Genomic DNA, 20,682 nt, shown 5'->3' with positions numbered 1-20,682 from the left:
TGGGGCCGACCCTAAAGCGCCGAGCGGCATGATGGCAAGATGACGAATCTCCCTTCAAACACGGGCTGAATGAAATTTTTATTTCAAATGTTGCCGCACGCCCACAGCTCTCGCGCCAATGTGACGGAACGCCAATTTTACTCGACGCTAGAGAAGTTTGAGTGCGCTTCATCGAGATTTGGCGTCTTGAGCACTTGCGAACCGCACGATGTGCGAAGGCCGATGGTTTCTCTTGCCGATCAGATGCTTGCGAACGCACCCGCCTCGTGATGATACGTTCGCACCCGCACTGTGGAGAAGCACGCATCGGAAGCAAAAATAATCTGGTCGTTGAAACAGCCGATGCTATCCTCTGAGACACGCACTATTTGATTCGTATATCGCGGCATCGAGTCGATACTTAGTACAGCGGGGGAATGCGGCATGGCGGCGAAAGCATCGCCACTTCAGGAGGAACTTATCCATCGTACCGAAGAGGCCGCCATCGACGACGCCACCGTCGATGTCTTCGAGGTCTCCGGTTCCATCAAATGGTTCGATGCGTCGAAGGGCTACGGCTTCATCGTCCCCGACGACGACCTTCCCGATGTTCTGCTGCATGTCACCTGCCTGCGCCGCGACGGTCATCAGACCGCTTATGAGGGCGCGCGGGTCGTCTGCGAAGTCCTCCGCCGTCCAAAAGGTTTGCAAGCCTTCCGCATCCTCGAGATGGATGATACGACCGCGGTCCACCCGTCCCAATTGCCGCAGCGCACACACGTCGTGGTTGTTCCCGAAAGCGACTGGGAACGGGTTATGGTCAAGTGGTTCAATCGTATCCGCGGCTTCGGCTTCCTGACCCGGGGGCCCTCGACGCTGGACATTTTCGTGCACATGGAGACCCTGCGGCGGTGCGGCTTTACAGAACTTCGTCCGGGACAGTCACTCCTCGTTCGCTTCGGGAGGGGTCCCAAGGGTCTGATGGCGGCCGAGATCAAACCGGACGGCGCCAACGGCTTGGCCTCCCACTGATCCCCAATCCACTTCAGCTTCGCGTGCTGTCGGCGTGGCTCGCCGCCGTGCTCGTTCTTGCGGCGTTGGCTCCGGCAACCGCCGAAGAAGACACCGTCCCGCTGGTGCTGAAGACGGACAGCGGCGATCACACCTACAGCGTCGAGGTCGCAGACAGTCCCGGCGAGAAGGCGCGCGGGCTCATGTTCCGCCGCTCGCTCCCGCAGGACCACGGCATGATCTTCCTCTACGATCCGCCGCAGGCCGCGAGCATGTGGATGCAGAACACGTACATCCCGCTCGACATGATCTTCATCACGGAGCAGGGAACGGTCCTGCGGATCGAGGCCAATACCGAACCCTTCTCGAAGACCGTCATCGACTCGGGTGGCATCGCGGAAGCCGTCCTGGAACTCAACGCCGGGGAGGCGGCCCGGATCGGCCTCAAGCCGGGCGACCAGGTGGTCTTCCCGGGGCTCGGTTCCGAACCGGCCCGGGAACTGGAAAAGTCCGGCACCTGGTGAGAGGGTCTTAACGTCGCGGGGCTAGCCTCCCGTAGCGGTTCTCAGTATGAATGAGCCTTCTGAACGTTCGTTGTGTTGAGAGGTCTTGTTGTTCTAAAGGCTCTTGCCTGCGCCGGATTTGGCTGTCATGTCCGTGCCGCGTGGTCATATCGGGGCATAGCGCAGTCTGGTAGCGCACCTGCTTTGGGAGCAGGGGGTCGCAAGTTCGAATCTTGCTGCCCCGACCACTTGCTGGTCTGATGAATTGGATCTGAGTCCGCTCGAGGGGAACACTTGATGACGGCCCGAATTTACAAGCCCGCGCAGAACGTCATGCAGCAGGGTACGGCTGCGACTAAGGACTGGGTCCTGGAATATCTGCCGGATCAGCCGCGGCTCATCGAGCCACTGATGGGCTGGACGAGTTCGTCGGACACCAAGCGCCAGATCAGACTGAGCTTCGCCACCAAGGACGAAGCGATCGCCTACGCCAAGGAAAACGGCATCGCCTACCGGCTGGAAGAGCCGCCGGCCACGAAGATCCGGCCGAAATCCTATGCCGAGAACTTCAAGTACGGCCGCCCGGACAGCTGGACCCACTGAATCGCAGGCGAGTCGCGCTATACTCCGCGCCTGTGTGGTCCCGTAGCTCAACCGGATAGAGCACCTGCCTTCTAAGCAGGGGGTTGCAGGTTCGAGTCCTGCCGGGATCGCCAGCCCTTTAAAGCCACCCTTCAAAATTGCTTGCGGCTACTTCTCAAGGGAGTCGCGGAAGCGGTACCAGCGCTCGACGAAAGGCACCGCGAGTTGCGCCACGTCGCGCGCTGGGAAGGCGGGGAAGGTCAGATCGTCGAACGCCGTCGCGCCGTCCGGATCGTCCGTCATCTGAAGGGCAATCTTGTGCCCGAAATAGGTGGCCCGCGAGACGCCCGTGCCGCAATACCCAGCCGCGAAATGAATGCCCTCCCGGCTGCGCCCGAGATGCGGAAGCTCGTCGTAGGTATAGCCGATCGTGCCGTCCCACACGTGGGACACGCCCACGTGGCCGAGGTCCGGGAACACGCTGAGCAAATCCTCCGCCAGATGACGATAAGCCTTGAGGCCGCCGAAGCGCGCGGCACGCCCGCCCCACACAAGCCGGTCCTGATCGGGTGCTGCCCGGAAATAATAGAACACCCGGTTCGTGTTGCCGTAGACGCGGCCGCCCGGCAGGAGCTGCTCGATCGTGCCCGGTTGAAGCTGCTCCGTCGCGATCAGACCGGACCGGATACTGACGATACGCCGACGCAGATGGCCGAACAGACTGTCCGTGTAGCCGTTGGTGGCCACGAGGACCTGTCGGCAATCGATCAGCCCGACCTCGGTCGACACGCGGTAGCCCGCGCTCTCGCGGTTGATGGCCTTGGCCCCCGCCAGGCCCACAACGGCCCCGCCGCGCTCCGCTACGCGCGCCATGAGCCCGGCGTGATACAGCCCCGGATGCAACGACGCGTCCTGAGGCAGCAGCGATCCGCCGTGGAAGAGGTCGGTGCGTATTTCAGCATGCTGCTCAGACCGCGGCACCATGAAACTCTCGACGCCCGCGACCCGCTTCAGGTCCTCCATGTCGCGCGCCATGGCTTCATAGTGTGCCGGCCGCATGGCGCCACGGAAGCGGCCGCAGCGCCGGAAGTGGCAGTCGATGTTCTCCCGCGCGATAAGGTCCTCGATATAGTCGAGCATGCGCGTCCCCTCGCGGAGCAGCACGACCGCTTTGGCCTCGCCTCGGAGTGCCACGAGCGTTTTCACACGGAATTTCTGATTGCCGCTCCCGATCTGGCCGCCATTGCGCGTGCTGGCACCGAAGCCCGGCACGCCCTTGTCGAGGACCACGACGCTGCGTCCCTTGCCGAGCAAGGTCAGTGCCGCCGACAGGCCCGTGAAGCCTGAACCGATGATCACCACGTCGGCCTTCATGGGCAGGGTGGGGCGCTCAGTCTTCTGGCGCGGCGCAGCGGCCCACCAATAAGGCTCGTGTGTCGGCGGCGTCCCGGCATCGAGACGTCCGGCCGCGAGGTCGGCAAGAGTGAGAGTGTTCGCTGTTGTTTCCGTCATTGTTCCGCGGGCAACCCTGTTGGACATGCGGGGCCGATCCCTACGCCCCCAGTATTTACCCATATGAATATATTTTGCATGCAATGCAAGTCTGCGGCAACGAGGCCGTCGTTCGACGGAAGCGGTCAGTTCGGATCGGCTGCCGGCTATTCGTCGTAAACGATGACGGCGATGAACTTCACATAGTCGGCCAGCATGCGTTCGGGCCCGTGCACAACGTTTCCCGCGAACGTGAGCGTGTCGCCTGGTTCCAGAAGATAGATCTTGTCGCCGAAACGGTATTCCAGTTTGCCCTCCAGCATGAAGATGAACTCCGTGCCCGGATGCGAGAAACGCGGCCATGCCTCGCTCTGCTTGTTCATCTCCACGAGAAACGGCTCGAATGTCTTCCGCGGCCCCCGGTTGTAGGACAGAAGCGCGTAGCGGTAGCCGTACTGGGTCCCAACTCTGACGACTTCCATCTGCTCGTCGGTTTTGAGCAGCTGTGCCTCGCCGGTCTTCTGATCCACCTCTTGGAACAGATTGGCCATGCCTATGCCGAGCGCGGAGCAGATCCGTTCCAGAGAATCGAGGCTGGCGGAGGCCATGCCGTTTTCGATACGGCTCAACATTGCGCTGGAGATGCCGCAACCCTGGCCCAACGATGCGAGTGTGATGTTCGCCGCCATGCGCTGCTGCCGGATGACCTCGCCGATGCGTGTCTCCAACGGCGCGGTCGCTGTATCAGTTCGCGCGGCAGAAGCGTCACGCGTTATCGCGCGCGTTCTCGTGGCTCGTTTTTTGGCCGCAGATTTTTTTGCAGGCGTGGCAGTTGCCGCTCTTGCCGATTTGGCTTTGGACGTTTTTTTTTACGGCTGCCTTGCGCCGTTTCGTTGCGGCCATATCTTCCGATCCGAAGAGCTCACCCATGCAATACGCTTACAGGTGGCAGACTAACACGCTTTCGCCCTAAGGCATCGATTACGGCGCACGCAGTCTGACCGATTTCCGTCCATTTGCATATGGTGCAAAAGTACTACATTTGCTGCAATGCAATTCTTTTGCATGGCGTGCAATTTATGGCAGTCTTTGCGCATCGGCCCCGGTAGAGGGTCATGTTCCTGGGGAGGAATGCAAAGATGTCATCAATTGACTGTGCGGAGGCGGCAGATGCCAAATCCGATGAAACCGGCGGACTCCAACGCGCCATCGACTGGAAAGGCGCTTTTTGGATTGCAAGCGGGGTCCCCGCACTTGTTCTCATTTCGATCGGGGGGATTGGCGCGACGGCGGGAAAGCTCGCCTTTCTCGTTTGGGCTATTTCCGTCCTGATCGGCTTTTCTCAGTCCTACAGCTACGCCGAAATTGCCGGCTTGTTTAAGAATAAATCGGGAGGCGCTGCGGTCTATGGAGCCGCCGCTTGGCTGCGTTACAGCAAGCTGATCGCGCCGCTATCGGTTTGGTGTAATTGGTACGCCTGGACGCCGGTGCTGTCGCTCGGCTGTGCCGTCGCCGCCGGTTACATTCTAAACGCGGTCGCGCCGATCCCCGTCTTTACAGCGGAATCGCCACAGGTCGCCGCTTGGTTGGCCGATGCTGCGAACGCTGCAGCCATTGCCGGTCAGTCGGCGGATCAAGCCACCGCCACGGCCATTGCAGCCCTCACGGAGGCGGGTACGCCAGCGTTGCGCACGATGACGCTCGCGAGCTTCTCCTTCTTGGGCCTGGCCCAAATTGAAATTGGGCCAACCTTCTTCATCGGCGCGATTCTGATGCTCGCAGCGTTTGCGATTCAACACCGCGGCATTCTCGGAACAGCCCGCGTGCAAATGTGGATCGGGCTTCTGGTCGTGATCCCCATGCTCATCGTGGGCATCGTGCCGTTCCTGAACGGAGGCGTCGATTACGCCAACTACACACCGCTGACGCCGCCGAACGGAGAGTGGAATATCGGCGGCTGGACCTTGTTCCTGGGGGCGCTGTTCATCGCCGGCTGGTCGACCTACGCCTTCGAGACGGCGGTCTGCTACACGCGCGAGTTCAAGAACCCCGCGACCGATACGAAGAAGGCCATCGTCTACGCAGGTCTCCTTTGCGTGGTGATCTACACGCTCGTCGCGGCAACCTTCCAAGGCTATCTCGGCGTCGAAGGCATGACGGAACCGGGCATTGTGGAGGGCACCGGCGTTGCGGCGGCCATGGGCAACATGGTCGGCTCGGGATCGAAGTTCGTCACGCATCTCCTCGAGATGATGATGATCCTGGCACTCATGCTCGCCATCATGATGGCCATGGCCGGATCGTCGCGGACGCTCTATCAGGGCGGCGTTGACGGCTGGTTGCCGAAATATCTGTCCCACACCAATGAACACGGCGCACCGACCCGTGCGATGTGGACGGATCTCATCTTCAATCTGGGTCTTCTGACATTCGCGGCCTCCGATGCGACGGCCTACTACCTGATCCTGTCGATCTCGAATGTCGGCTACATGCTCTTCATCTTCCTGAACCTGCAGTCGACCTGGATTCACCGCATCGACAGCCCCAATGCCCCGCGGCCCTACCGGGCACCGAATTGGCTCATCGCCGTCAATGCCGGTCTGGGCTTCTTCAATCTCTTCCTGATGGGTGTAGGGGCAAAGGTGTGGGGTAATCCGAACGCTCTTTGGTACGGCCTGCTGTTCGGGGCGCTCATCATCCCCGTGTTCCTGTACCGGCACTACGTCCAGGACAAGGGACGATTCCCTGACCACATGCTGATCGATCTCGATCTCAAGAGTCAGGATCTCGGTGAGCGGAAGGCCGGCTTCTTGCCCTATCTCGCTCTCATTGCCGGAGCACTCATCGTTCTCTTCGGCAACTACTACTTCCAGCTCCCTCCCTCCTAGGAGCTGCTGCCCGCTCTCGCCGGCAGTCGGCGTGAGCGGGCCTTTTTCTTTCGAGGGAAATTGCTGAAACGAGATCATCCAGAAGGGTCATGACAATGACGAACAAGATTCTTTGCGCGGTCGATGGGTCGGAACATTCCATGCGTGCCGTCACGAAAGCTGCCGAACTGTCACGCGCCGGCGACACGCAGATCATTCTGATCCTGGTCGATCAGGTGTTCTTCGAGCCGCGGATGGCGCCGGTCCACGCGCTTGGCGAAGCAAAGGCCGAGAGCATCCTCAAGGCTGCCGAAGAGGCAGCGCGCAAGGCAGGGGCCGTCAACGTGTCCACGGTCGTGGTCGCAAGCCGCGACGTTGGACGTGCGATTCTGAACTACGCCGAAGAGCATCACATCGATCACATCGTCGTCGGTACCGGCGAGAAGAGTGCAGGGACGCGCCTGGTCCTGGGGTCCGTATCCCACGATCTCATCGCTCGGGCACACTGCACCGTCACTGTCGCACGCTAGCGCCCGCACAACGCGGGCCCGACGTCACTGCCAAGAAGAAAGCAATAACCAGATGAGTAAGAGCAATCGCCACAACGTTTCCTCCGGCGGCGCGTATGAATCCGTTTTCGGCTATAGCCGCGCCGTGCGGCTGGCGGACGATGTCCATGTCTCGGGGACCTGCGCCCCCGCCGAGCACGAACACAGCGATGCTTACACCCAGGCGAAGGCTGTCCTCGATGTCATCGAAAAGGCTCTCATGGAGGCGGGTGCGTCTATGGAGGATGTTGTCCGTACCGTCGTGTATCTTCGCGACATCGATGATGCCGAGGGGGTCGCCAAAGCCCATCTCGAGCGATTCGATGCGGTGCGCCCGGCGAGCACCCTTATCCAGGTGACGTCGATGCTGCGCCCCTGGCAACGGGTCGAGATCGAAGCCTATGCCAAGGTCTCCTGAGAATTCCTAGACAAACGGGGTGCTTGGCTTCTCACCGCCTGTTCATTTGCCTGCAGATTCTCACTGCCGTAGTGTTTGCGGCGATCTGCTAGCAGTGGCGGTATGGGAGTCTTGCTTGATGTTCACGAGGGAACCAGGAAAACGCGCGGTCGGCTTATGTTCTGGCGACAGAATGTCATGAGCGGCAACGAGAGCGCCGGAAGGGCGAGGGCGCCCCGGCCGGTCCTGAATGTTTTTGCTGGTCTCGTGATGCTGCTGGCGTGCGCCGAAACGGCGTCCGCCGAGACACCCGTCCTTGCCTGGGAAGCCAAAGGCCTCGCGCAGCCCGAGTCCGTCCTGCACGATCCTGTCACGGATGTATTGTTCGTGACCAACATCAACGGTCCGGTCATGGCCAAGGACGGCAACGGCTTCATCTCCCGTATCAAGCCGGACGGCACGATCCTCGAACGGAACTGGGCCAAGGGCTTCAACTCGCCCACCGGCATGGGTCTGCATGACCGGACCCTGTACGTGGCCGACGTGGACACGCTGGTGGCGGTCGGTGCCGCTTCGGGAAGCATCAAGAAGAAGTACAAGGCCGACGGCGCGATCTTCCTCAACGACGTGGTCGTCGCTGACGACGGTACCGTCTATGTCTCGGACACGCCGATGAACACGATCTGGCGGCTCAAGGACGGCGTATTCGAGCCCTGGCTGACCGACGACACGCTTAACGGTCCCAACGGCCTCCTGCTGGAAGACGGCAAGCTGATCAACGCCTCGCTGGGACGGCTCAAGAGCGTGGGCCAGAAGCAGGAAATCGCCGGCCTCTTCGCGATCGACGTCGAGGACAAGTCCATCACGCCGCTCGGAAAGCCCATCGGAAATCTCGACGGCATCGACGAGCTCAAGGCCGGGACCTACCTCGTCAGCGATTGGGCCGATGGTGCCCTGTACAAGGTCGATGTGAAAGGCAAGACGGCCAAGGCCGATCAGCTGCTCGATCTCAATCAGGGCAGCGCCGATCTGATCTTTTTGGCGGATAAACAGCTCGTTCTCATTCCGATGATGTTGGACAACACTTTGGCTGCCTATAAGCTCGGCGGCGCAAAGCCCAACTAGGCCCCACGGACCCAAGAGCCAGACGACAGCAATCGGAACGCAACACCGACCAGATGAGCCGGGACAGGGGTGCGTGAGCTGGTCCCGCCCGGATATCCAAGCAACAACGAGAACAACCGCTTGATCCTCGCCCTCGCGCAGCTGCCGATACCCTTCACGTTCGCGGTCTTCATTGCCGCGGCGATCGGCGTCTGGCTCGCGGGCACGCGCCTGGCCATCTATGCCGACGCCATCGCCGCCCGCAAACGGATCGGCCAGGCGTTCATGGGCCTCATCTTCGTCGCGGCCGCCACGTCGCTCCCCGAATTGGTGACGACGCTGTACGGCGCCTACGCCGGCGAGGCTCAACTCGTTCTCGGCAATATGTTCGGCGGCATCACCATGCAGACGGCGATCCTTGCCGTGGTTGATCTGCTGTTCGTCTCCTATGCCCTGACGTCTTATCCGAGCGGCCCGACATCGGCTCTCGAGGCGACGCTCCTGATCGCGCTTCTGGCGATGCTCCTCGGGCTGCACTCGGTCGGAGAACTGGCGCTGCCGTTCGGCGTCGGCCTTGGGACGGTTCTGCTCGGGCTCGCCTATGTGGGGATCGTGATGATGCTGCGCCACTACGACGGCGTTCAATCCTGGATCCCCGTCGAGAGCATCGACGCCGCGCTGCCGCACATCGCCCAGGAACAGAACGGTGCAGACGGCTTCGAAGGGAAGGGCACCGGCGGACTGATCGTCGGGTTCGCGCTGATGGGCGCGGCGATCCTCATGTGCGGTCTCGCACTCATCGCCACCTCCGCCGCCATTGCCGAGCAGACCGGGCTTGGTTCCAGCTTCATCGGCATGACGCTGCTCGCGACGGCGACGTCGCTCCCCGAGGTGAGCACCACGATTTCGGCCGTGCGGATCGGCGCCTACAGCATGGCGATCTCGAACATCTTCGGCAGCAATCTGCTGATGGTGGTGATGGTGCTGCCGGCCGATCTCGTCTATCGCGGCGCGCCGATTCTCGGCGCCATCGACAAGGGAACGGCCTTCGCGATTATCTCGGGCATTCTCGTCACGTCGATCTACCTTGCGGGCCTGATCATCCGATCACGCCGCACTTTCCTGAGGATGGGGATCGACTCGGCCCTGGTGCTGTTGGTCTACGCGATCACCTTGGCTGTATTCTATCACTTCAGCTAGACGATGCTCCGCACGACGCCGCCGTCGACCCTGAGGGAGGCGCCGGTCACCGCGGACGCCCCTTCGCCGCAGAGAAACACCACGAGATTGGCGACCTCTTCGGATTCAGCGAAGCGCCCGATCAGCGACGAGGGACGCATAGTCTTCACGAAGTCGCGTTCGAACGTCTCCTTGTCGACCTGCTGATCCTCGGCCAGCTTCTCGACGAACTCCACCACGCCCTCGGAGCGCGTCGGGCCGGGAAGCACGGCATTCGATGTGACGCCGGTGCCGGCGACGCTTTCGGCAATGCCGCGCGAGAGCGCAAGCTGCGCCGTTTTGGAGAGGCCGTAATGCACCATCTCCGCGGGGATCTGAATGCCGGACTCGCTGGAGATGAAGATGATCCGGCCCCATTGCCGCTCGACCATGCCGGGCACGAGCGCGCGGCTGAGTCGGACGCCGCTCATGACATTGACGTCGAAGATTTCCTGCCAGGCCTCGTCGGAAATCTCCGCGAAGGGAACCGGCTCGAAGATGCCGACATTGTTGACGAGGATGTCGACATCGCCGGCCTCGCTGAGGAGCTTGGCCGCGCCGGACGCGGTCCCGAGATCAGCGGCGATGCCGATAGCAGACCCGCCAGTCTCTTTCGTAATGGCCTCGGCAGCCTCACGCACGCGGTCCTCGTTGCGTCCGTTGACGATCACCGTGGCGCCTTCCTGCGCAAGGCCCTTGGCGATGGCATAGCCGATGCCCGCGGTCGACCCCGTCACGAGCGCGCGCTTGCCCTCGAGATTCAAATCCATGATTGCCTCGAACGTCTGTGTCTGTTGCGCCGTCAGGCGGAAGCGAGCCGGGCGAAGCCTGCTTCGAGATCCGCCTTGAGATCCTCGATGTCCTCAAGACCCACATGGAGACGCAAAGCCGGGCCTTCCACCTGCCACTTGGTCGCAGTCCGATAGGTGGTGGGGTCGAAGGGGAGGATGAGGCTTTCATAGCCGCCCCAGGAATAGCCCATGCCAAAGAGCTCAAGCTCGTCGAGCATCGCAGCCAGGGCTTCGTGCGACGCCGGATGCAGCACGATGGCGAAGAGACCGGACGACCCGAGGAAATCCCGTTTCCACAGCGCGTGACCGGGGTGGTCGGGCCGGGCAGGGTGGATCACCTGCGCGACCTCGGGGCGTTGCGCGAGCCAATCGGCCAGCGCAAGAGCCGACTCCTGATGCCGCTGGAGACGCACCTGCATGGTCCGCAAACCGCGCAAGCCCAGATACACATCCTCGGGCCCCGGACACAGACCCAGTATGTCGTGTGTCTTGGCTACAGGTGCGGTCGCGGACTCGCTCGTCGTGATCACGCCGAGCATCGCATCGGCGTGGCCAACGATGTACTTCGTGGCGGCGTGAACCACCACGTCGACACCGTGATCGAAGGGCCGGAAGAAGAGCGGCGTCGCCCAGGTGTTGTCCAGGATCACCTCGGCGCCGGCATCATGAGCCGCCGCGGCAATGGCCGGGATGTCCTGCACTTCGAAGGTCTGCGATCCGGGCGACTCGGCGAACACGAGTTTCGTTCGCTCGGTCAGGAGCTCCGTGATGCCGCCGCCAATCACTGGATCGTAGTACGTCGTGGTGACGCCGAGCCGCTTCAGAACCGTATCGCAGAAGCGGCGCGTCGGCCGGTAGACGCTATCGGACACCAGGATATGGTCGCCGCTCGACACGAAACTCTGAATCGCCGTCGCGATCGCCGACAGCCCTGACGGTGTCAGGAGCGTCGCGTGCCCGCCCTCCAGTTCAGCAAGGGCCTCTTGCAGCGCACGCACGGTGGGTGTGCCCAGCCGGCCGTAGCTGTATTCCTGATCATCGGCGAGGAGCGTATCGAGCGTGGGATACAGAACCGTCGAGCCGCGATAGATCGGCGTGTTGACGAATCCGTGGAACCGAGCCGGATCGCGACCCGCATGCGACAACCGCGTTGCATGCTTGCCGGGCTTTTTCGTCTTGCTCATGAAGACCTCTTAGCGCGACGAGGCGAGCCGAACGCCACTTAGCCCGTCTCGATCGGCAGGCGGTCGTCGGCGCCCCATTCGGCCCAGGAGCCGTCATAGACCGACGTCCGCAAATACCCGGCTTCACCGAGCGCCAAGGCCAGGACGCACGCCGTGATTCCAGATCCGCACGTCGTCACTACAGGCTTGTGGTGGTCGAGACCCGCGGAGGCAAAGACCTCCTGCAATTCGGCCGCGGACTTGAAGGTTCCATCGTCGTTCAGCACCTGCTTGTAGGGCAGATTGACCGCGCCCGGCATGTGGCCGGCCCGCAGACCAAGGCGCGGCTCCGGAGCGGTGCCGGCGAAGCGTTCCGCTGAACGGGCGTCCACGATGTCGGACGACTTGTCTTCGACCGCCTTCTTCACGTCGTCGACGTCGCGCACCAAATCTAGATTGCGGCGGGCGGTGAAATGGCGGGGCGTCCGCGGCGTCGGCTCGCCCATCATGAGCGGCCGGCCCTCGGCCTTCCACTTCATGAGGCCGCCATTCAGCACACTGACGTCCTGAGCGCCCATGACCCGGAACATCCACCAAGCGCGCGGCGCGCTGAATGTGCCTTGGCGGTCGTAAACGACGATGCGCTGACCGTCGCCAATGCCCATCTTGCGCATCCGCGATGAAAACTTCTCGGGCGGCGGCAGCATGTGCCCCGTCTTCGCCTTGTCGTCCGCAATCTCGTCGATGTCGAAAAACACCGCGCCGGGAATATGCTCGGCGAGGTAGTCCTCGCGCGCGTTCTTGGCCTCCCCGGGCAGGTACCAGGTCGCGTCGATGACGACGATATCCGGCGCCTCCAATTCCCGCTCAAGCTCGTCGGTCTCAATCAGCCATGTCTTCGGCGTCATAAAGTTCCGGTCTCCAATTCTCGTCTAAACAAATACGCTCGGTGCCGACGGTCCCGGCTCGGCGAGCCAGGAGGGCACCGGAAGTCCCTTTTCCCGCAGGAAGTCCGGATTGAACAGCCTGCTTTGATACCTTGTGCCGTAATCGCAGAGCACCGTGACGATGGTGTGGCCCGGACCAAGCTCCTTGGCAAGACGAATAGCGCCGGCGACGTTGATGCCGCTGGATCCGCCGAGGCAGAGGCCTTCTTCGCTCAGAAGCCCGAAGACCACATCGAGCGCTTCCGCGTCGGGAATCTGGAAGGCCTTGTCGACCGTCGCGCCTTCGAGATTGGCCGTGATGCGCCCCTGACCGATCCCCTCGGTGATGGAGCTGCCTTCGGCTTTCAGCTCGCCGTGCTTGTAGTAATTGTAGAGGGCCGCACCCATCGGATCGGCGATCCCTATCGTGATGTCGGGGTTATGCGCCTTCAGGCCCATGGAAACCCCGGCGAGGGTGCCGCCGGTGCCGACCGCGCAGATGAACCCGTCGACCTTGCTGTCCGTGTCGCGCCAGATCTCTTGAGCCGTCGTTTCGATATGACCTTGGCGATTGGCCACATTGTCGAACTGGTTCGCCCAGATCGCCCCGTTGGGCTCCGTCTTGGCGAGCGCCTCGGCGAGCCGGCCCGAGTATTTCACGTAGTTGTTGTCGTTCCGGTAGGGGACCGCGGGCACTTCGATGAGCTGAGCGCCTGCCAGCCGCAGCATGTCCTTTTTCTCGTCCGACTGGGTCTCAGGGATAACGATGACCGTCCTGAGCCCGAGGGCATTGCCGACGAGGGTCAGACCGATACCCGTATTGCCGGCCGTCCCTTCGACCACCGTTCCACCGGGCTTTAGTTTGCCCGAGTCCAAGGCGTCGCGAACGATGAAGAGCGCCGCGCGGTCCTTGACCGACTGGCCCGGGTTCATGAACTCGGCCTTGCCGAGAATGGTGCAGCCCGTCTCTTCGGACGCGCGATTGAGCTTGATGAGCGGCGTATTGCCGATCGCCTCGAGAATGCCGTTGCGGTAGGTCACGGAAGAGCCTTTGGGGGAATTCGGTCTATTCCGCAACCTAATGAGCGCCGGAGCGTGCCGCAAGTCGCGGAAATCCCATGAATCCGGACCCGCTTGGCATCCCGTTCCATGCGATCGCCGCAAGCGAGCATGGACGGACCGCGCGCGGCCCCGCGGCCTGTGGCGGGCCCGTTCGAATACGGCCACTTTGGGGCCTAGCAGCCGGGGAGGGCCCTGTGTATATAAAGCCGCGAATGGGACTCGCGCGCGTTCATCCGCCGCAAGTTTTCCTTAAGCGGGCGTGGTGGAATTGGTAGACACGCCAGATTTAGGTTCTGGTGGCTTTGGCCGTGGGGGTTCAAGTCCCTCCGCCCGCACCAACCAACGCGTTGACTCAACAACTTCGTTGGACAGCAAGACACGGAAGAAGGCGCTGCCTTGGCGCCGTAGGAATGGTGGATTGACGGTATGAACGTCACGGAGACGAATGCAGAGGGCCTGCGCCGCGAACTGAAAGTCGTGGTCGGAGCCGACGAACTCGAAGAGAAACTCTCCTCGCGCCTCGAGGAACTGAAGTCGAAGGCGCGTATCAAGGGCTTCCGCCCCGGTCACGTGCCGAAGGAGCACTTGCGCAAGGTCTATGGCCGCTCGGTCATGGCGGAGGTCGTGCAGCAGGCCGTCCAGGAGACGAGCCAGAAGGCGATTACAGAGCGGGAAGAGCGCCCTGCGTTCCAGCCGCAGGTCAAGCTCCCCGAGGACGAGGCGGAGATCAATCAGATCTTCGACGGCAAGGGCGACCTGGCCTACACGATGACGTTCGAGGTCCTGCCGACGGTCGAGATCATGGATCTCGGCACCATCGCGCTCGAGCGGCCCACCGCGCCGGTCTCCGACAAGGAGATCGACGAGGCGATCGACCGCATCATCGCGACCAACCCGACCTTCACGCCGAAAGACGGCCCGTCCGAGAAGGGCGATCGCGTCACGATCGACTTCGTCGGCAAGCTCGACGGCGAGGCGTTCGAAGGCGGCACCGCCAATGACGCCCCGATCACGCTTGGCGCCGGCGGTTTCATCCCTGGCTTCGAGGAAGGCTTGGAAGGCGTTTCGACCGGCGAGGAGAAGGTCATCGAGGCGACATTCCCGGAAGCCTATGGCGAGCCCAAGCTAGCGGGAAAGACCGTGCAGTTCGAAGTGACGGTCAAGGAAGTGGCCGCGCCGCAGGCGCCGACCCTCGACGATGAGTTCGCCAAGAGCCTAGGCGCGGAGTCCGTCGCTCAAATGCGCGAGACCGTGAAGGGGCGCTTGGAGTTTGACCGCAACATGGCCTCCCGCCTCAAGGTGAAGCGGGCACTGCTGGACGCGCTCAACGAGGGGCACAGCTTCGAGCTGCCGCCCACCCTCGTCGAGAACGAGTTCAAGGCCATCTGGGATCAGGTGCTCCACGATCAGGAGCATTCGAAGAAGACTTTCGAGGACGAGGGCACGACCGAGGAGAAGGCCAAGGAAGAGTATCAGGACATCGCCGCGCGGCGCGTCCGGCTCGGTCTGCTGCTGTCGGAGATCGGATCGCGCAACGAGATCACGGTCTCGGACGACGAGGTGAACAAGGCTCTCATCGAGCGCATCCGTCAGTTCCCCGGACAGGAGCGGCAGGTCTACGACTTCTATCGCAACACGCCGGAGGCTCTGGCGGAGCTCCGGGCCCCGATCTTCGAAGACAAGGTTGTGGACTACATCCTCGAGCTGGCGAAGGTGACCGACAAGAACGTGAGCCTCGAGGAGCTCTACAAAGACCTGGACGACGGCCAAGGCCATGATCATGACCACGAGCATGATCACGACCATGACCATGATCACGACCACTAACGCTCGGGGTAGCGAACACCGGCCTTAACGAAGAGGTGCCCGGCCTCTTCCGTTTCGGCCTCCGAGCACATATTTATGGAACTCTCTAGAAGGACGAATCAGGGACCGGCACCAGGTTCGTCCGATAGCCCCCGACAAACAGGACATTCATGCAAAATCCGGTCGATACATATATGAGCACGCTCGTTCCCATGGTGGTCGAGCAGACCAATCGCGGCGAGCGCGCGTACGACATCTACTCGCGCCTGCTCAAAGAGCGGATCATCTTCGTCACGGGCGTGATCGAGGACCACATGGCCTCGCTCATCACCGCGCAGCTTCTCTTCTTGGAGGCCGAGAACCCCAAGAAGGAGATCTCGATGTACATCAACTCGCCGGGCGGGGTGGTGACGTCGGGAATGGCGATCTACGACACGATGCAGTTCATCCGCCCGCCGGTTTCGACGCTATGCATCGGCCAGGCCGCGTCCATGGGGTCGCTGCTGCTCTGCGCCGGCGAAAAGGGCATGCGTTATGCCGTGCCGAACGCACGCGTCATGCTGCATCAGCCCTCCGGTGGCTTCCAGGGTCAGGCGTCCGACATCGAGCGCCATGCCGAGGACATCATCAAGCTCAAGCGCCGCTTGAACGAGATCTACGTCCAGCACACCGGGCAGGACTACGCCACTGTCGAACAGACGCTCGATCGCGATTTCTTCTTCACGGCCGAAGAGGCCAAGAAGTTCGGGCTGATCGACGAGGTGGTCAGCAAGCGTCAAGGCGACGCACCATCTGACGAAGAACCGGCACCGGCATCCTAGTTTCGGCCCGGTTCGGGCCTGAAGCCTTCTGTGGCCAAGGAGCCGGTTTCCGGCCCTAGGCCTTGGCTGTGCGGTATACTTCGTGGCACCATGGCGATTCTAGGCACGCGAACAGCGTGTCTAGACCGGATGCCAGAGCGACGATTTGCGGGATTAATCAATCCTTGATCAGTGCCACCTCAACATGGTCAGATTGTGTAACTTCGACGTCTTGTTTCGAAGGTCGTCGAGGCTTTGCAGGGGCAGGTAAGGGCTATGTCGGTGCGTTCGGAGCGCCGCACGCACGCAACAGCAACGAAGAACAATTGGATATTTAAGGAATGAGCAAGGTGAGCGGAACGGATTCCAAAAATACCCTCTACTGCTCTTTCTGCGGTAAGAGCCAGCACGAGGTCCGCAAGCTAATCGCGGGGCCGACCGTGTTCATCTGCGATGAATGCGTCGAGCTTTGCATGGACATTATTCGCGAGGAGAACAAGAGCTCCCTCGTGAAGTCTCGCGATGGCGTTCCGACGCCCCAGGAAATCTGTCAGGTCCTCGATGATTACGTCATCGGTCAGGATTACGCGAAGCGCGTGCTTTCCGTTGCGGTCCACAACCACTACAAGCGGTTGAACCACTCCGGAAAGAACTCCGACGTTGAACTGGCAAAGTCGAACATCCTTCTGATCGGCCCGACCGGCTGCGGCAAGACCCTGCTGGCGCAGACGCTCGCTCGCATTCTCGACGTGCCGTTCACCATGGCGGACGCGACCACGCTCACCGAAGCGGGCTATGTCGGCGAGGATGTCGAGAACATCATTTTGAAGCTGCTGCAGGCGGCCGACTACAACGTCGAACGCGCCCAGCGCGGCATCGTCTATATCGACGAGGTCGACAAGATCAGCCGCAAGTCCGACAACCCGTCGATCACGCGCGACGTGTCGGGCGAGGGCGTGCAGCAGGCCCTTCTGAAGATCATGGAAGGCACGGTCGCATCCGTCCCGCCGCAGGGCGGCCGCAAGCATCCGCAGCAGGAATTCCTGCAGGTCGACACGACGAACATCCTGTTCGTGTGCGGCGGTGCGTTTGCGGGTCTCGAGAAGATCATTTCCGCGCGCGGCCGGTCCACGTCGATCGGTTTCGGCGCCAAGGTCGAGATGGTCGACGAGCGGCGTACCGGAGACATCCTGCGCGGCATCGAGCCGGAAGATCTGCTGCGGTTCGGACTCATTCCGGAGTTCATCGGCCGTGTGCCCGTGATCGCCACGCTCGACGATCTCGATGAGAACGCTTTGATCCGGATCCTGACGGAGCCGAAGAACGCGCTCGTGCGCCAGTATCAGCGCCTGTTCGAGATGGAAGACGTGCAGCTTTCGTTTGCCGACGAGGCCTTGCTGGCGATTGCCAAGAAGGCCATCGAACGGAAGACGGGCGCGCGCGGACTCCGGTCGATCATGGAAGGCATTCTTCTCGACACCATGTTCGAGCTGCCCAGCATGCGCGGGGTAGAGGAAGTCGTGATCAGCGCCGAAGTTGTTGACGGCAAGGCCCGGCCGCTGCGGATCTATTTCGAGCGGCAGGACGAGGTCGGAACCAGCGCCTGATCTTTTTCCACATGATTGTCGGCTTGAAGGGCTCTGCGAATCCCACTCTGATTGTGGCAGACCGCATGCGGTCTTGGTGCCCGTGCGGGCCCTTGACGGCGCGCCCGTCGAAAGCCACTTTCCGGGGTGGGCGAGCCAAAGTGACGCACTGCCCCCTGGCGTAGGCCAGGAGCATATAATCTGGACGGCGAATTGAACGGAATTGGGGGGCTGAGACCGGTTTCGCGAAGCGACTTTTGGCCAGAGACGAAGCTGGCCGGCCATAAAAGGAAGGCGACGGAAAAAATATGACTGAAACAACCCCGTCCGTAAGCATGGAAGGCGGCCCGGAACTTTACCCGGTGCTCCCACTTCGCGACATTGTGGTCTTTCCCTACATGATCGTGCCGCTCTTCGTCGGCCGCGAGAAATCCATCGCCGCGCTCGAAGAAGTGATGCGGACCGACAAGCAGATCCTGCTGGTCGCCCAAAAGAATGCTTCCGACGACGAGCCGACGGCGGAAGGCATCTACGAGATGGGCACGCTGGCCTCCGTGCTGCAGCTCCTGAAGCTGCCCGACGGTACCGTGAAGGTGCTGGTCGAAGGGTCGCGCCGCGCCATCATCAAGAACTACACCGACAACGAGAACTATTTCGAAGCTGAGATCGAACCCGTCGAGGAGCAGACCGGCGAAGATAACGAGATCGAAGCGCTCGCACGCTCGGTCGTGTCTCAGTTCGAAAGCTATGTGAAGCTCAACAAAAAGATCTCGCCCGAAGTGCTCGGCACGACAAGCCACATCGAGGACTACTCGAAGCTCTCCGACACGATCGCTTCGCATCTCGCCATCAAGATCGGCGAGAAGCAGCAGATCCTCGAGATCACCTCCGTCTCCGAGCGGCTGGAGCGTGTGTTCACGCTGATGGAAAGCGAGATTTCCGTCCTCCAGGTCGAGCGCAAGATCAGGAGCCGCGTGAAGCGTCAGATGGAGAAGACGCAGCGCGAGTACTACCTGAACGAACAGATGAAGGCGATCCAGAAGGAGCTCGGCGACAGCGAAGAGGGCCGGGACGATCTGGCCGAGCTCGAGCAGAAGATCGAGAAGACCAAGCTGACCCGCGAAGCCCGCGAGAAGGCCATGGGCGAGCTCAAGAAGCTGCGCCAGATGAGCCCGATGTCCGCCGAGGCCACGGTTGTCCGCAACTATCTGGACTGGCTGCTGTCGATCCCGTGGGGCTCGAAGGGCAAGGTCAAGCGCGACCTGGACGATGCGCAGAAGGTTCTGGACCACGACCACTACGGTCTCGAGAAGGTCAAGGACCGCATTGTCGAATATCTGGCCGTTCAGAACCGGACCAACATGCTCAAGGGCCCGATCCTGTGCCTCGTCGGCCCGCCCGGCGTCGGCAAGACCTCGCTCGGCAAGTCCATCGCCAAGTCGACGGGCCGTGAGTTCGTGCGCATGAGCCTAGGCGGCGTGCGGGACGAGGCCGAGATCCGCGGCCACCGCCGGACCTATATCGGCTCGATGCCCGGTAAGGTCATCCAGTCCATGCGGAAGGCCAAGAAGGTCAATCCGCTGTTCCTCTTGGACGAGATCGACAAGATGGGTGCCGATTTCCGCGGCGACCCGGCGTCGGCCTTGCTCGAAGTGCTGGACCCCGAGCAGAACAACACGTTCAACGACCACTATCTGGAAGTGGACTACGATCTGTCGAACGTCATGTTCGTCACCACCGCGAACACGCTGAACATCCCGCCGGCCCTGATGGACCGGATGGAGATCATCCGCATCGCCGGTTACACCGAGGACGAGAAGGTCGAGATCGCACGGCGCCACCTCATCCCCGAGCAGATCAAGAACCACGGTCTCGAGACCGAGGAGTTCGCGCTCGACGACGACGCCTTGCAGGAACTCATTCGCCGCTACACGCGCGAAGCGGGCGTCCGGAGCCTGGAACGCGAGCTTGCCAAGCTGTCCCGTAAGGCGGTGAAGGAGCTCCTGACCACGGACCACACCAAGGTGACGGTCACGATGGACAACCTCGCCGACTACCTCGGCGTGCCGAAATACCGCTACGGCGAGGCCGAGCTGGAAGACCAGGTCGGTGTTGTGACGGGGCTCGCCTGGACCGAGGTCGGCGGCGAGATTCTCACGGTCGAAGGCGTCATGATGCCCGGCAAGGGCAAGATGACGGTCACCGGCAATTTGCGCGATGTCATGAAAGAATCGATTCAGGCCGCGAACGCTTATGTGCGCTCCCGGGCCGTCGACTTCGGAATTGAGCCGCCGCTGTTCGAACGCCGGGATATCCACGTGCACGTTCCGGAGGGCGCAACCCCCAAGGACGGGCCGTCCGCGGGCGTGGCCATGGCCACCGCGATCATCTCGCTGATGACCGGGATTCCGGTTCGGCGCGACGTGGCGATGACCGGCGAAATCACCCTGCGCGGCCGGGTCCTACCCATTGGCGGCCTCAAGGAGAAGATGCTCGCGGCGTTACGCGCCGGCATCAAGACGGTGATTATCCCTGAGGAAAACGTCAAGGATCTCGCGGAGATACCGGATAAGCTTAAGAATCAACTTGAGATTATGCCGGTCTCGCGTGTCGACGAGGTTTTGAAGATCGCCTTCACCCGAACACCTCAACCCATCGTCTGGGAAGAGGAAGGCGAGGGTGCCTCGCAGGTCGTTCCCAACAAGGACGACACCGGCACCGGCGTCACCGCTCACTGACCGCCAAACAGCGCTTCAGCCGCAGCGCCGTTAAAACGCCCCATTCGTCTGGTCGCGCGTTATGCACCGATTCGGCTAAGAATGTTGATTTTCTGCGCTTTTTGCGCGAC

At 61.8% G+C, this 20,682-nt stretch carries 19 protein-coding genes and 3 tRNA genes; 15 read left to right on the top strand and 7 right to left on the bottom strand.

All coding sequences use genetic code 11. The annotated features are described in order from the left end of the window. Nucleotides 1-423 precede the first annotated feature (423 nt). The 5 genes from DCY11_RS00205 (at nt 424) to DCY11_RS00185 (ending at nt 2,209) form a co-directional block, all read left to right on the top strand. On the top strand, nt 424-1,011 hold the full coding sequence (locus DCY11_RS00205) for a cold-shock protein (RefSeq protein WP_108680472.1): 588 nt from the start codon (nt 424-426) through the stop codon (nt 1,009-1,011). 23 nt (nt 1,012-1,034) lie between these two features. Beyond that, on the top strand, nt 1,035-1,514 hold the full coding sequence (locus DCY11_RS00200; RefSeq protein ID WP_245409401.1) for a DUF192 domain-containing protein: 480 nt from the start codon (nt 1,035-1,037) through the stop codon (nt 1,512-1,514). 150 nt (nt 1,515-1,664) lie between these two features. Beyond that, a tRNA-Pro gene (locus DCY11_RS00195) sits at nt 1,665-1,741 on the top strand. A gap of 49 nt (nt 1,742-1,790) precedes the next feature. Then, nucleotides 1,791-2,096: an ETC complex I subunit gene (locus DCY11_RS00190; protein WP_069444683.1), complete on the top strand. Its 306-nt coding sequence runs from the start codon at nt 1,791-1,793 to the stop codon at nt 2,094-2,096. A 36-nt stretch (nt 2,097-2,132) separates the two neighbouring features. Continuing rightward, nucleotides 2,133-2,209: transfer RNA gene (locus DCY11_RS00185), tRNA-Arg, on the top strand. Between the two features lie 34 nt (nt 2,210-2,243). Here DCY11_RS00185 and DCY11_RS00180 read toward each other — a convergent pair. From DCY11_RS00180 to DCY11_RS15355, 3 genes are all read right to left on the bottom strand, one after another. Continuing rightward, a complete protein-coding gene (locus DCY11_RS00180; protein WP_108680470.1) occupies nt 2,244-3,587 on the bottom strand; it encodes an FAD-binding oxidoreductase in 1,344 nt (447 codons plus the stop codon). Nucleotides 3,588-3,733: 146 nt separating this feature from the next. Further along, nucleotides 3,734-4,294, bottom strand: coding sequence for a helix-turn-helix domain-containing protein (locus tag DCY11_RS00175; RefSeq protein ID WP_245409400.1), 561 nt, complete (start codon nt 4,292-4,294; stop codon nt 3,734-3,736). Nucleotides 4,295-4,331: 37 nt separating this feature from the next. Further along, nucleotides 4,332-4,496, bottom strand: a complete 165-nt coding sequence (locus tag DCY11_RS15355; RefSeq protein WP_159079695.1) for a hypothetical protein — start codon at nt 4,494-4,496, stop codon at nt 4,332-4,334. 209 nt (nt 4,497-4,705) lie between these two features. Between DCY11_RS15355 and DCY11_RS00170 the strand changes: the two genes are divergently transcribed. The 5 genes from DCY11_RS00170 (at nt 4,706) to DCY11_RS00150 (ending at nt 9,682) form a co-directional block, all read left to right on the top strand. Next, the gene (locus DCY11_RS00170; RefSeq protein ID WP_108683593.1) at nt 4,706-6,454 is read left to right on the top strand and encodes an APC family permease; all 1,749 of its coding nucleotides are present in this window, start codon (nt 4,706-4,708) and stop codon (nt 6,452-6,454) included. A 95-nt stretch (nt 6,455-6,549) separates the two neighbouring features. After that, entirely contained in the window at nt 6,550-6,963 is a 414-nt protein-coding gene (locus tag DCY11_RS00165) for a universal stress protein (RefSeq protein ID WP_159079694.1), read from the top strand. A gap of 52 nt (nt 6,964-7,015) precedes the next feature. Further along, entirely contained in the window at nt 7,016-7,399 is a 384-nt protein-coding gene (locus DCY11_RS00160; RefSeq protein ID WP_108680466.1) for a Rid family hydrolase, read from the top strand. A gap of 177 nt (nt 7,400-7,576) precedes the next feature. Next, complete coding sequence (locus tag DCY11_RS00155; RefSeq protein ID WP_159079693.1) at nt 7,577-8,503, top strand: SMP-30/gluconolactonase/LRE family protein; 927 nt, start codon at nt 7,577-7,579, stop codon at nt 8,501-8,503. Nucleotides 8,504-8,572: 69 nt separating this feature from the next. After that, complete coding sequence (locus tag DCY11_RS00150; protein WP_108680461.1) at nt 8,573-9,682, top strand: sodium:calcium antiporter; 1,110 nt, start codon at nt 8,573-8,575, stop codon at nt 9,680-9,682. Here the strand turns inward: DCY11_RS00150 and DCY11_RS00145 are convergent. From DCY11_RS00145 to DCY11_RS00130, 4 genes are read right to left on the bottom strand one after another with little or no spacing between them, the layout of a single operon-like run. Beyond that, entirely contained in the window at nt 9,679-10,470 is a 792-nt protein-coding gene (locus DCY11_RS00145) for an SDR family NAD(P)-dependent oxidoreductase (RefSeq protein WP_108680459.1), read from the bottom strand. The two genes, DCY11_RS00150 and DCY11_RS00145, sit on opposite strands and share 4 nt — an antisense overlap. Before the next feature lie 32 nt (nt 10,471-10,502). After that, nucleotides 10,503-11,675, bottom strand: a complete 1,173-nt coding sequence (gene metC, locus DCY11_RS00140) for a cystathionine beta-lyase (RefSeq protein WP_108680457.1) — start codon at nt 11,673-11,675, stop codon at nt 10,503-10,505. 38 nt (nt 11,676-11,713) lie between these two features. Beyond that, entirely contained in the window at nt 11,714-12,562 is an 849-nt protein-coding gene (sseA, locus tag DCY11_RS00135) for a 3-mercaptopyruvate sulfurtransferase (RefSeq protein WP_108680455.1), read from the bottom strand. 24 nt (nt 12,563-12,586) lie between these two features. Next, complete coding sequence (locus DCY11_RS00130; RefSeq protein ID WP_108680453.1) at nt 12,587-13,621, bottom strand: cysteine synthase A; 1,035 nt, start codon at nt 13,619-13,621, stop codon at nt 12,587-12,589. Between the two features lie 274 nt (nt 13,622-13,895). Here DCY11_RS00130 and DCY11_RS00125 point away from each other — a divergent pair. From DCY11_RS00125 to lon, 5 genes are all read left to right on the top strand, one after another. Next, nucleotides 13,896-13,980 (top strand) — tRNA-Leu (locus DCY11_RS00125). An 88-nt stretch (nt 13,981-14,068) separates the two neighbouring features. Further along, nucleotides 14,069-15,469, top strand: a complete 1,401-nt coding sequence (gene tig, locus DCY11_RS00120; RefSeq protein WP_108680451.1) for a trigger factor — start codon at nt 14,069-14,071, stop codon at nt 15,467-15,469. A gap of 149 nt (nt 15,470-15,618) precedes the next feature. Further along, nucleotides 15,619-16,269 carry an ATP-dependent Clp endopeptidase proteolytic subunit ClpP gene (gene clpP / locus DCY11_RS00115; protein WP_069444694.1) on the top strand — a complete coding sequence of 217 codons (651 nt, stop codon included), beginning with the start codon at nt 15,619-15,621 and terminating at the stop codon, nt 16,267-16,269. A gap of 320 nt (nt 16,270-16,589) precedes the next feature. Then, nucleotides 16,590-17,855 (top strand): ATP-dependent Clp protease ATP-binding subunit ClpX, encoded by a 1,266-nt coding sequence (gene clpX / locus DCY11_RS00110; RefSeq protein ID WP_108680449.1) that lies wholly within the window; start codon nt 16,590-16,592, stop codon nt 17,853-17,855. 287 nt (nt 17,856-18,142) lie between these two features. Then, nucleotides 18,143-20,572 (top strand): endopeptidase La, encoded by a 2,430-nt coding sequence (lon, locus tag DCY11_RS00105; protein WP_108680447.1) that lies wholly within the window; start codon nt 18,143-18,145, stop codon nt 20,570-20,572. Nucleotides 20,573-20,682: the final 110 nt, after the last annotated feature.

Origin of the sequence: Methyloceanibacter sp. wino2 (assembly GCF_003071365.1) — a bacterium.
Taxonomy (GTDB): domain Bacteria; phylum Pseudomonadota; class Alphaproteobacteria; order Rhizobiales; family Methyloligellaceae; genus Methyloceanibacter.
This window is presented reverse-complemented; position numbering and strand designations above follow the sequence as displayed.

Bases quoted from the DNA above. Each gene is read 5' to 3' on its own strand.
- DCY11_RS00205 (WP_108680472.1), top strand. From the start codon at position 424: ATGGCGGCGAAAGCATCGCCACTTCAGGAGGAACTTATCCATCGTACC.
- DCY11_RS00190 (WP_069444683.1), top strand. From the start codon at position 1,791: ATGACGGCCCGAATTTACAAGCCCGCGCAGAACGTCATGCAGCAGGGT.
- DCY11_RS00180 (WP_108680470.1), bottom strand. From the start codon at position 3,587: ATGACGGAAACAACAGCGAACACTCTCACTCTTGCCGACCTCGCGGCC.
- DCY11_RS15355 (WP_159079695.1), bottom strand. From the start codon at position 4,496: ATGGGTGAGCTCTTCGGATCGGAAGATATGGCCGCAACGAAACGGCGC.
- DCY11_RS00170 (WP_108683593.1), top strand. From the start codon at position 4,706: ATGTCATCAATTGACTGTGCGGAGGCGGCAGATGCCAAATCCGATGAA.
- DCY11_RS00165 (WP_159079694.1), top strand. From the start codon at position 6,550: ATGACGAACAAGATTCTTTGCGCGGTCGATGGGTCGGAACATTCCATG.
- DCY11_RS00160 (WP_108680466.1), top strand. From the start codon at position 7,016: ATGAGTAAGAGCAATCGCCACAACGTTTCCTCCGGCGGCGCGTATGAA.
- DCY11_RS00155 (WP_159079693.1), top strand. From the start codon at position 7,577: ATGAGCGGCAACGAGAGCGCCGGAAGGGCGAGGGCGCCCCGGCCGGTC.
- DCY11_RS00145 (WP_108680459.1), bottom strand. From the start codon at position 10,470: ATGGATTTGAATCTCGAGGGCAAGCGCGCGCTCGTGACGGGGTCGACC.
- metC (WP_108680457.1), bottom strand. From the start codon at position 11,675: ATGAGCAAGACGAAAAAGCCCGGCAAGCATGCAACGCGGTTGTCGCAT.
- sseA (WP_108680455.1), bottom strand. From the start codon at position 12,562: ATGACGCCGAAGACATGGCTGATTGAGACCGACGAGCTTGAGCGGGAA.
- tig (WP_108680451.1), top strand. From the start codon at position 14,069: ATGAACGTCACGGAGACGAATGCAGAGGGCCTGCGCCGCGAACTGAAA.
- clpP (WP_069444694.1), top strand. From the start codon at position 15,619: ATGCAAAATCCGGTCGATACATATATGAGCACGCTCGTTCCCATGGTG.
- clpX (WP_108680449.1), top strand. From the start codon at position 16,590: ATGAGCAAGGTGAGCGGAACGGATTCCAAAAATACCCTCTACTGCTCT.
- lon (WP_108680447.1), top strand. From the start codon at position 18,143: ATGACTGAAACAACCCCGTCCGTAAGCATGGAAGGCGGCCCGGAACTT.